5 protein-coding genes are annotated in these 8,828 nt (G+C 36.5%); all 5 read left to right on the forward strand.

What is annotated here, in order from left to right; genetic code table 11:
* A partial coding sequence (locus FBT53_RS15790) for a gliding motility-associated C-terminal domain-containing protein (protein ID WP_136952158.1) occupies nt 1–1,001 on the forward strand: 1,001 nt, incomplete at its 5' end.
* Nucleotides 1,002–1,008: 7 nt separating this feature from the next.
* On the forward strand, nt 1,009–1,974 hold the full coding sequence (locus FBT53_RS15795) for a type IX secretion system membrane protein PorP/SprF (RefSeq protein WP_255578322.1): 966 nt from the start codon (nt 1,009–1,011) through the stop codon (nt 1,972–1,974).
* Between the two features lie 10 nt (nt 1,975–1,984).
* Entirely contained in the window at nt 1,985–3,916 is a 1,932-nt protein-coding gene (locus FBT53_RS15800; RefSeq protein ID WP_136952159.1) for an OmpA family protein, read from the forward strand.
* Between the two features lie 180 nt (nt 3,917–4,096).
* Nucleotides 4,097–7,855: an S-layer family protein gene (locus FBT53_RS15805; RefSeq protein ID WP_136952160.1), complete on the forward strand. Its 3,759-nt coding sequence runs from the start codon at nt 4,097–4,099 to the stop codon at nt 7,853–7,855.
* 270 nt (nt 7,856–8,125) lie between these two features.
* The coding region (locus tag FBT53_RS15810; protein WP_136952161.1) for a hypothetical protein at nt 8,126–8,828 on the forward strand (703 nt) is incomplete at its 3' end.

Here is an 8,828-nt window from a genome sequence, read left to right on the forward strand (position 1 = left end):
ACTTAGACCCAGACAACGGTCCGGATACGGATGGTGACGGCGTACCAGACGTTGTGGATTTAGATGATGATAATGATGGTATCTTAGATACAGTAGAAGGAGATGGAACTATCGACACGGATAACGATGGCAGACCAGACAGTTTAGACATTGACAGTGATGACGATGGCATTCCAGACAATGTAGAGGGTCAACCCACAGAAGGTTACCTGCCACCAAGTGGTGAAGACTCGGATAATGATGGTTTGGACGATGCATATGAAGGGACAGGCAACGAAGGTGTTACACCAGAAGACACCGACCAAGACGGTACCCCAGATTACATAGATGATGATAGTGATAATGATTTGGTGCCAGACAGTAATGAAGGTCAAGACTTCGATTATGATGGCGAACCAGACAACACTTACACTGGAGTAGATACAGACAATGATGGTTTAGACGATGGCTATGAGGGTAGTGATGTAAATGATGGTTACGATGTTAACGATGAGATAGAAGACCCAGCGAACGATTTACCAGATACGGACGGTACGGAAGACGTCAACTATCGCGATTTGGATGACGATGGTGATGGCATAGACACTCCAGACGAAGATGCAAATGGCGATGGAGACCCAACCAATGATGATTGGGATAATGATGGTACTCCAGATTATTTAGATCCAGATATTGAACCAGAAACAGTGGATGATGGTGAAGTTGAAGTAAACCAGTTGGTAACCCCGAACAACGATTTAAAGAACGATTTCTTATTTATTAGAGGTATCAATAATGCTAAGAATAATAAACTTCAAATTTATAACCGATGGGGAATATTGGTATATGAAGGGGAAGATTATGATAATGTTAATAATATTTTTGATGGTAGGTCAAGAGGTCGCTCTACGTTAAGCGTTAATGATTATCTACCTTCTGGAATCTATTACTACATTTTTGAGTACGATGCCAACAATGGTGAGAGAATTATAGATAACAGCTACTTATACATCAGTAAATAACATTTAGATGATTAGTTCTAAGATGATAAATAAAAAGAATTTTTTAGCCACACTAGCTTTAATAATGACCGTTGTAGCTGTAAAAGCGCAACAAGATGCACAATACACGCAATACATGTTTAATACGTTGTCTGTAAACCCTGCTTATGCAGGTTCCAGAGGGCAACTTACAGCGGCTGCACTTTATAGGTCTCAATGGGTTGGTTTAGAAGGTGCACCAGAAACCTTTACACTTAACCTACACTCTCCAATACGTAATAGCAGGGTTGGATATGGTATTTCCTTGGTTAACGATAATATTGGTGATGGTACGGTACAAGAAACCTATTTAGACGCTACCGTTTCTTACACCATTGATGTATCTAGAGATGCTAAACTATCTTTTGGATTAAAGGGTGGTGGTAATTTCTTAAGTCTAGACTTTCAAAAGTTAAGAAATTTTGATGCTGAAGTTGTTGAGCAAGATAATATTGACAGTCAATTCTCTCCTAATTTTGGTTTAGGAGTCTACTATCATTCAGATAATTTTTATGCGGGTTTATCAGCACCCAATATTATAGAAACGGAGTTTTTTGATAATGACAACACAGATGCTAACAATGTGCAATTTTTAGCTACAGAGCGCATCAATTTTTATTTTATCACTGGTTATGTCTTTGATATCAATGGGGATTTAAAATTTAAACCTGCACTTTTAACCAAAGCAGTAGGTGGTGCTCCATTACAGGTAGATGTATCCGCAAATTTCTTGTTCGCAGAAAAATTTAGCTTTGGCGCGGCATACCGTTGGGATGCAGCCTTGAGCGCAATGGCAGGTTTCCAAATCACCGACCAGTTTATGTTAGGATTAGCTTACGATAAGGAAACTACAGATTTAGGAACACGGAGGTTTAATGATGGTTCTTTTGAGGTATTCCTTAGATTCGAATTACTGAAAAGATTCCAAAGAACAATCTCCCCACGTTTCTTCTAAATAACAGACCATGTTAAAAATTAGATTACTTACTGTTGCATTATTGCTTGGTATATTAGGTATATCGGCTCAGGAAAAAGCCTTAGAACGGGCAGACAAAAAGTATGATGAATACTCTTTTAGTCCGGCAATAGATATCTACAAAAAGGTATTAGATAAAGGATTCAGTTCTCCAGATTTATTAAAGCGATTAGGGAATGCCTACTATTTTAATGCTCGGTACAAAGAGGCTGCTGATACCTATGCTAAGCTTTTAGAGTCTTATGGTGATAATGATACGATTATTACAACGGATTATTACTTTAGGTATGCACAGTCTTTAAAATCTATGCAAGAGTATAAGAAGTCAGAAAAAATCATGAATCTCTTCAACCAGAAAGCAAGTAGTAGCCGTATAAAAGGGGCTTTTACAGAAGCGGATTATATGGCGAAGATTGAAGAGAATTCTGGTCGATATACACTTAAAGATTTTCAACATAACTCCAAATATTCAGACTTTGCCGCTGCCTATTATAAAGATGGATTAATCTTTTCTTCAGACAGGGATACTGGTAATTTTGCCAGATATAGGCATACTTGGAACGCTAAAGACTTTTTAGATTTATACGTAGTAGATAGTACTAACACAGTTGTAAAAGTTCCTGGTAATGTTAACACAAAGTTGCACGAGTCTACTTCTGTAGTCACAAAAGATGGAACTACCATGTATTTTACCAGAAATAATTTTGTTGATGGCAAGAGAATTAAGGACGAAAAAGGAACAACCAATCTTAAAATTTTTCAAGCTAGTTTAGTTGGGGGTGAGTGGACTGATATTATTGAACTTCCTTTTAATAGTGATGAATATTCGGTGGCACACCCAATGCTTAGCCCAGATGAAAAGCAGTTGTACTTTGTTTCTGATATGCCTGGTACCAAGGGAGCTTCAGATATTTGGAAGGTAAGAATTGTAGGTGATGGTACCTTTAGCAGTCCTGTTAATTTAGGTGATAATATTAATACAGAAGCTAGAGAAACTTTTCCATTTATTACGCCAAATGATGTATTATATTTTTCATCAGATGGGCATCCAGGTCTGGGAGGTTTAGATGTATTTGCTACAAAAATTGCATTTGATGAATATGACCAACCTATTGTTAATGTAGGTAAACCTATCAATGGACAGTTTGATGATTTCTCTTATATTTTTAACGAAGAAAATAAAACTGGTTACTTTTCATCCAATAGAGAAGAAGGGAGTGTAGGGGACGATGATATTTATGAATTTACAGAAGATATAGCTTTAAAATTAGATTGTCTTCAGGAGGTTACGGGTACCGTTAGAGACCGCATATCTAATGAAATTTTGATTGGTGCAACTGTTAAGTTGATTGATGAAGATAACAATGAAATTGCAACTGCTATTGCAAATAATAAGGGAGAATATCTTCTTACCTTAGATTGTTCTAAAGGTAATTTTGTAAGAGCATTGATGGAAGGTTACGTACCAGCAGAGGAGTTTTTACCGGCCTCTTACGGTAAACCTAGGATTGTAGATTTTTATTTAGAAAGGGATAGAGTTACAGGAGGTTTTGGAGACGATTTGGCCAAACTATTACAGTTAAGCACTATTTATTTTGATTTGAATAAATACAATATAAGACCAGATGCAGAAGTAGAAATACAAAAAGTAATTGTAGCCATGGAGAAGTACCCTAGTCTTAAATTAAAAGTCAATGCACACACAGATAGTAGAGGTAGGGATGAATATAATTTGTGGCTATCTCAAAAGCGTGCGGAGGCTACCGTTGCCTATATGATTTCTAAGGGGATAGCTAAAGAGCGCTTACAAGGTGAAGGTTACGGAGAAAAACGTTTGCTAAATGATTGTGATGATGGTGTCTATTGTACCAGTGCACAACATCAATTAAATAGACGTTCAGAGTTTATTATATTAGAATAGTTTTACTTATTTAAATAATAAAAAAACGCCCATGCGACGGGCGTTTTTTGTTTTTTTACCATTCGCTAACTTCAATTTTTCCTGGTTTCATCTTGTATATTAGGGCTTTGGCAACAAATGTTGTTAAGGAGAATCTAACGTTAATAGTTTTGTTGTTATATACATACATTCCACTTTTCAATGATTGATTTTAAGAATAGTACCATAATCATTATCTTATTTCTAGTTAGTCAATTAGGATTTAGTCAAGAATCATATCTAGATGATTTTAATACAGTTTCTTATTCTAATAACAATGGAACAAGAAATTTTAATTCGGACTGGATAGAAAGTAATGACGTTGATTCTGGTCCAACCGGTCAAAATATCTATATAGCTTCTAATAGATTAACATTTTATAATTTGTCTAATCAAAGTATCAGAAGAGGGGTAGATTTAACCTCCGCTACGTCTGCTTCTTTAAATTTTTCATGGCAAACTTCTGGATTAAATGGTTCTAAAAATGTTATTGTAGAAATATCAAGTAACGGTTCCAACTTCTTCTCTTTGGGTAATTTTAATGGAAACAATAACTCAGGTAACTTTAATATTAACATCAATCAACATATATCTAGCAATACGGTTATTCGCATAAGAAGTGGAGGGAATAATTGGGATAACAATGATTTTGCATACATAGATAACTTTAGAATAAATGCCACATTTCCATCTCCCTTTTTAAATGTAGAAGACGTTGCTGTAGATGAAACCGCAGGTAGTGTAACTCTAACAGTAGAGCAGCTTGGGAGTTCAACCTCTGCCTACACGGTAAATTATGAGACAATTATAGGCTCAGCTACTTCTCCAGAAGATTATACCTATACCACGGGAGTATTAAATTTTAATGGTAATGTAAACGATACAGAGATTATTACTATTCCAATTACTAGCGATGGAATTATAGAAGGAGACGAAGATTTTAGTATTGTTTTTACATCCGTTAGCAATACGGATGTTGATATTACGGATACAGCCACAATAACTATAAATTCGCAAATACCGTTTGATCAACCTTTGGTTTTGTTCGATCAATTTGCGGGCTATGTGGATTATACTTCTACTGCTGGATCTTTTAGAACACTCCAAAATAGTGCAACAACAACCGATGCGTGTGCCATAACAAACACTTCTAGTAATACGCTTTTTAGTGCAGTACCCAACACAGCTACCATTAAAAAAGCGTATTTATATTGGGCACACTCTAGTTATGTTCTAGATGACACAGTTACTTTTGAAGGGCAAAGTGTTACCGCAAGTAGAATTTATGAGTCTGCTATAAATAGTGGAACGACCACACTTACTCATTTTGGATATGTGGCCGACGTAACCAGTATCATAGATGCAATCGGCGTTGTAAATTTAGGTTCTAATACGTTTGATGTTACAGATTTAACTATTGATTCTGGTTCTCCGTTTTGTGAAACTGCAACCGTTCTTGGTGGTTGGACTTTGATGGTCTTTTACGAAGAACCTTCGTTGCCTGCCTCTAATATCAATTTGTATGAAGGTTTTGACGGTTTAAATAATGCAGGAAATTCTTTTACACTAGATTCCTTTTTTGCAATAGCAGGTGCAGGCTCCAAAGCCTCTTTTTTATCTTGGGAAGGTGATGCTACTTTAGATGGCTCAAGTACTGGCAGCACTAATCCAGAAGAATTATCAATAACTAATCAATCTGGGTTCAATTTTGTGCTTTCTGGTGATGGAGGCCAAACAGGAAATAATGCCTATAACTCTACGGCTTATGACAATACGCAATCACCAATAGTCAATGATGCAACGCTTTACGGGGTGGATTGGGATACTTTTGATATTTCTACCTATATCGCCCCATCTAACACTGAGGTTACTGCCAATGTTAATGTGGGTCAAGATTATATTATTTCGAACGCCGTTGTCATTAAAGTACCTTCCAATTTGGTTACAGGTTTTGTTTTTGAAGATATTAATTATCCTGGCGGTACGGGTAGAAATAGACTTAACGCTAATGGTGAGCCACTTGAAGGGGTTACTGTGGAATTGTACAATTCCTTTGGAAATATAATAAGGACGACAACTACAGATGCTAATGGTCAATATATTTTTGGTGGTATGGCAGACGGTTCTTACTCAGTTAGGGTTGTAAATGAAACCGTGAATTCTACAAGGATAGGTGGATCAAGCTGTACAACATGTTATGGAGTTCAAACCTTTAGGAGTTTTCATAACGGAACTGGCATTGTTGAAGTTGGTGAAGACGTAGGTGGTGCTAATCCTGCTCAAGAAGATGTACCTGCTGGTTCTTTGATTGGAGCGCAATCAGTTTCTACTGTAATTTTAGCTAGTAATGGTATTGTTGGTATTGATTTTGGTTTCAACTTCAATACCATTGTTAATACAAATGAATCTGGACAAGGTTCTTATGAGCAATTCATTATAAATAGTAACAATCTTGGTCAAATTAGTCTGGACATAGAACCTAACAGTATTTTTGATCCACAAGCGGGTGAAGATGTTTCTATTTTTATGATACCTACTTCAGGCGATTTATTAGGTAGGACTGCAGACCCAAATTATACAAATGGTTATTTTGATATTTTTTATAATAATACCTATACGCCATCTCAAATTACGGATAACAATACCATTGTAGACGGTAGAACGCAAACAGCCTATTCTGGAGATACCAATGTAGGAACTGTTGGAGCAGGTGGCACTACTGTTGGTGTTACTGGCCTAGTATTGCCCAATTATAACTTACCTGAAATACAGATTCATCGCAACGCAGGTAATGTCATAAAAGTTGCGGCTAATGCTATCCAAATAAGGAATTTATCAGTTTTTGCTAATAACAATGCAGCCATTCGGATAAATAGTGGTGATGTTGTGATTAGAGAGAATTTATTAGGTGTAAATGCCCAAGGAACAAATGTAGGCAATGTAGATTATGGAATTAATAATGTCTCTGGGGACATGTTGGTAGATAGTAATTATATAGCAACAAATACCGTAAATGGTGTTTTAATCGCTGGCGGTAATAGTTCACAGTTAATTAGAAATCATATTACAACTAATGGTATAACATCATGTGATGATAACATTAGAATTAATGGCGGTTCTGGAATTGAAATTATAGAAAACCTTATAGAAAATGCAGCTTCTATAGGTATTGATGCTGCTTCTAGCGGTAACATACAAATCTTAAATAATACCATCACAGGGTCAGGACAAAATGGAGGTAATTGTGGTACTGCTCCTGAGCAAATGGGAATTGAGTTAGGAGGTAGCAATTCGGTCATAAGCGGAAATGTTATTCATAATAATGGTGGTTCTGGGCTAGCTACTACAGGTAATGGGATAGCTAATTTATTCAGTCAGAATTCCTTCTATGCAAATGGTGCAAGCAGTCAAGCTTTAGGAATAGATTTAGCAGGTGATGGCGTAACGCTAAACGACCTAAATGATATAGATACAGGCTCTAATAATTTTGTCAATTTTCCTTTAATTTCAGCAGCCTACATTTCTGGTAATAGCATAATAGTTAAGGGTTGGGCTAGCCCCAATGTACAAATGGAGTTTTTCTTTACAGACGTTAATGAGGGTACTGCTACTGCGGGTGACAATCAATTAGGTACTTCTCAAGACTATGGAGAGGGCCAATTGTATATTGGTACTGTACAAGAGGGTAGTGCGGAGGATTTAGACGCCACAACTGCAGGCTATACAGATACGGATGGTAATACAGATAATACCAATAGATTTCATATTAGTTTACCATTGCCTTCAGGAACACAATTGGGAGATATGATAACGGCAACAGCTACAATTAGTAATTCAACATCTGAATTTTCGCCTTCAACCGTTATAAAAGTAGCTACGGTTATCACTAATCGTAGAATTACGGACAGGGTTAATCAATAAAGATTTCTTAAAATAGGAGAGACCTATGAATTCTTACTAGGATTCATAGGTCTTGCTATTTCTGGGCTCATCGATAAACTACCTATTAAGAAAATTTTAACCTCAATTTTTCCAGAGTATACTTTGTTAAAATGCTGTTACACAACAATTATTTTCTGAAAGCAGATATAAACTCAATTTTTGTATTGAATGTAAAATGCCCCATATCAAGGTTTTCTGTAATTGTTAAAAGATAAAATCCTTGAATGTATTTTAAACACAAACCAAAACATGTATAATAGAAACTACCCCAAAAGAAAGTCTTTATTACCAGTATTACTTTTCTTATTTACTGGTTTTGCCTTTGCTCAAACAACGGTTACATTGCAAGATCAATGTAATTGTGAAGTGTTAAGCGGAACTGAAGTTTCCGCTCCAGGCATGGCTACACCTGCAGGAGCAGATGTAGGTGATATCTATGTAAATACCAATACAGGTACTATTTACTACTGGGACGGAGATTCTTGGGAACTAACATCTTCTGATAATCAACAATTAGAAAATTTCACCTATGACAATACTACAGGAGAGTTATCACTTTCTCTAGAAAATGGAGGTATAGCCACTGTAGTTTTACCAGTAGAAACCATAACAACTTTAACCAATACCCTTGGGGCGGGTAATATAATTGGTGAGTATACCAATGAAAATGGAGATATAGTTTCTATTTTAGAAACAATTACTACTATACAAGACAACGGCGACGGAAATGTAACTTTCACTAATGAAGCAGGTACAAGTATTACGGTAGCTAAATCAGCAATCACAGATTTAGGCAACGGCGTGTATCAATTTACAAACGGAGATGGAACTGATGTAACTTTAGATACTAGAGCCTCTAGTAACCCATACGATAATACCACCAGTGGTTTAGCGGCGACTGACGTACAAGCCGCTATAGATGAAATCAACGCTGCCGCAGGCACGGTTGCCT

The sequence above is a fragment of the Flavobacterium sp. ASW18X genome (assembly GCF_005144745.1).
Lineage (GTDB): Bacteria > Bacteroidota > Bacteroidia > Flavobacteriales > Flavobacteriaceae > Croceivirga.